Here is a 3,456-nt window from a genome sequence, read left to right as displayed (position 1 = left end):
CGGACTCGTAGCGACGACGCACGACCGCATCGGCCACCGCATGGCCGCCCAAGGTGACCCGTTGCCGGACGCGGCTGATCGCCATCTCGGGCGAGTCCAATCGCAGGAAGTAGAGCTTGACCCGGTAGCCCGTTGCGCGCCACCGGGGGATCTGGCGGGCATAACGCCGACCGCTGACGGCGGTTTCAAAAGCAAAGCTGTCGCCGCGTCGTGCATGCCGCGCGATCTCGGCGAGCATCAAGCGCCCCGCCTTGATTGCCGCGAGATCGGGAGCGAAGGTCGAAAGGCCCGCCGCGATCAGGTCGGCATTGATGAAGGTCGGACAGGCGGCCTCATTGGGCAGGAACTCCTCGGCAAAGGTCGTCTTGCCGGCCCCGTTCGGTCCGGCAATGATGAGGATCTTCCGCTCGGGCCGGTTGGTCATGTCTGCGCGGCCTCTTCGATGAGTTGCTCGTACTGGATGCCGGGTTCCTTGAAGATACGGTCGATGACTTCCTTCGTGTGCATGGGGACTTGTTCACTCGGTGTGTGGTCGTCGGCATCGGAGCGCCCACGTTTTTGATCCGGAGAGGTCCTGCAATCTTACCCTCCAAGCGGCTTGAGCATGCGGGCCGACCCGCACGCGCCCGGCTATCCTGCCCTACAACCCCAGCTCCCGCCAACGCGCCTCGATGCGCTTGACCGACACCGGGCCGGCGGTGCCGAGGGTCTGGGCGAAGAGCGAGACGCGCAGCTCTTCGAGCAGCCAGCGGATCTCCTCCAGTCGCGCGTCCTCGCGGCCGGCCTTGCGGGCGGCGGCGGTGCGCTCGCGCCAGCGCTCGAGTAGGTCGGCCATGACGGCCATCTGCTCGCGGTCGCGTCCGGGGGCGTGGGCGAGCTTGTCGAGACGCTGCTCGGCGGCCTTGAGATAGCGCGGGTACTGCTTGAGCCGGTCGAAGGGGATCTGCTGAAAGAAGCCTCGGAAGACCAGTGCATCGAGCTGCTCGCGCAGGTCCTGCGCCGTCGGCTGCCAGTTGACCTGGGTGATGGCGGCGAGGCGTTGGCGCAGCGACTGGTAGGCGGCGAGGATCTCGGCGGCGAGCTGGGTGACCTCGGTGGCGGTCGGCTGGAGCCGGCTGCGGGATTCGACGAGACGGGCCTCGAAGTCGGTCTGTGTTCTGATGGGCGGACGGTCGTCGAGGAAGGTGCGATCCAGGATCAGGGCCATCAGCTCGTCTGAGAGGTCGGGTGGGCGGGGCTCGGCTCCGCTCGGCGGGCGCAATGCCTGTCCGCCGACGGTTGTCGCGTTCGGTGCTCCGGAGCGCGCCTTCTCCGGACTGGCTTTCTCCGTGCCGGCGGTCTCCGGGAGGTCCGTGACGGGCGCCTTGGCGTAAAGCAGACGCAGCCGGTCCAGATCCTTGAGCGATTGGCGGATCGGGCGCAGGGTCGCACCGAGCGTCAGGATCAGAAGCCGGCGCAGGCCCGCACGGTGGGCGCGCGCGGCGGCCTCGGGCGAGTCCAGCACCCGCACCGCCACGTTCTGGCCTTCGTCGACCAGGGCCGGGAAGCCGCGCATCCGGATCCCGCCGCGGGTGATCTCGACCTGCTCGGGCAGGTCGCCGAAGTCCCAGCGCGTGATGCCCTCGCGTTCCAGCTCGGCATCCGGGATGCGTGCAAACCGCGCCTGCCCCGCTTGGCCGAAACGCTGCTTGAGCCGTTGCGGATCCTCATCGAGCGCGAGCGCGCTGCCCGCCTCGTCGACGAGGCGGATCTTCATCCGCAGATGCGCCGGAATGGCCTCGCGGTCCCAGGCGTCCTCGGGGATGCGCAGGCCAAGCTCGGCCGCGATCCGCTCGGCGAGGACCTGCGTCAAAGGCCGATCAACCGGCGCCTTGCCCTCGGCGAGCGCGGCCTTGAGCCCGCCGGCCAGGCGTGCGGCGGTGTCGGGCACCGGGACCAGCGCAGTGCGCAGCCCCTTCGGCAGACCGCGCAGCAAGGCGGTGATGCGCGCCTCCAAGAGACCCGGCACCAGCCAATCGAGCCGCTCGGCGGTCACCTGATTGATGAGCGGCAAGGGCACGATCAGGGTCAAGCCGTCGGCCGCCTCACCCGGCTCGAAGCGGTATTCGAGCGGCAGCGCGGTGGCGCCGACCTGCAGCCGATCGGGGAAATGCTCCGGCGTAATCCCCTCGGCCTCGTGCTGCATCAGATCGGCCGGGCGTAGATGCAGGAGCTTGGGATCCGTGCGGGTCGCTTTGCGCAGCCACTGCTCGAGCTGAGGTGTGGAATAGATCCCGGCGGGGATGCGCTGATCGTAGAAGGCGTAGAGCGCCTCCTCGTCGACCAGAATATCGCGGCGGCGCGACTTGGCTTCCAGATGATGGATCGAGGCGATCAGCTCCTGGTTGTGACGCCAGAAGGGTGCGCGGGTGCTGAAGTCGCCTTCCACCAGGGCGAAGCGGATGAAGATCTCGCGCGACTCGGCCGGGTTGATGGGTCCGTAGTTGACGCGCCGCTTGGGCACCAGGGTGACGCCGAACAGGGTCACCTTCTCGTAGGCCGCGACCTGCCCGGACTTGGCCTGCCAGTGCGGCTCGAAATAGCTGCGTTGCAGCAGATGCTGCCCCGCGGCTTCGATCCAGGCGGGTTGAACGCGCGCGATGATGCGCCCGTAGGCGCGTGTGGTCTCGACCCGCTCGCCCGCCAGGATCCATTTGGGCGACGCCTTGAAGAGTGCCGAGCTCGGATGGATGCGGTAGCGGCTGTTGCGCGCGCCCATGTACTCGTGATTCGTGTCGAGCGCGCCGATGTGGTTCAGCAATCCGGCCAAGAGCGCGCGGTGGATCTGCTCCTCGGTGCCGGCGGTCTGGTTCTCCTTGAAACCCATCTCCAGGATCTGCTCGCGCAATTGGGTCTCGATGTCGCGCCATTCCTGCACCCGGTTGTAGGAGAGGAAGTGACGCTGACAGAGCTGGCGAAACTGGTTGCGCGAAAGCGCCCTGCGCTCCTTCTCCAGGAAGCGCCAGAGGTTGAGGAAGCTCAGGAAATCCGAGTCCGGATGGGCGAAGGTGGCGTGGATCTGATCGGCGGCGGCGCGCTGCTCGTGCGGACGCTCGCGCGGATCCTGAACGCTGAGCGCAGCGGCGATCACCAGCACCTCGGCCAGACACTGCTGCTCGGCGGCAGCGAGCAGGATCCGACCGATCCGCGGGTCGACCGGCAGACGCGCCAGCCGGCGCCCCAGCTCGGTCAGCTCGCCGCGGGCATCGAGCGCGGCCAGCTCCTCGAGGGTGCGCTCGCCGTCGGCGACCAGACGCGGGTCGGGCGGGTCGAGGAAGGGGAAGTCGGCCACGTCGCCGAAGCCGAGCAGCTTCATCCGCAGGATCACGGCGGCGAGGTTGGTGCGCTGGATCTCGGGCTCAGTGAATGGCGCGCGGGCGGCGAGGTTGTCCTCGCTGTAGAGCCGAATGCAGATGC

At 68.2% G+C, this 3,456-nt stretch carries 2 protein-coding genes; both read right to left on the bottom strand.

Features of this window, described 5'->3' with window-relative positions; all coding sequences use genetic code 11:
- Positions 1–424 (bottom strand): zeta toxin family protein (locus tag GPT33_RS18105; RefSeq protein ID WP_296811869.1); only part of this gene is annotated, 424 nt, incomplete at its 3' end.
- Positions 425–640: 216 nt separating this feature from the next.
- Positions 641–3,456, bottom strand: a 2,816-nt coding sequence (hrpA, locus tag GPT33_RS18100) for an ATP-dependent RNA helicase HrpA (protein WP_296811866.1), incomplete at its 5' end; no start/stop codon positions are given.

The organism is Thiocapsa sp. (assembly GCF_011390875.1).
Lineage (GTDB): Bacteria > Pseudomonadota > Gammaproteobacteria > Chromatiales > Chromatiaceae > Thiocapsa.
This window is presented reverse-complemented; position numbering and strand designations above follow the sequence as displayed.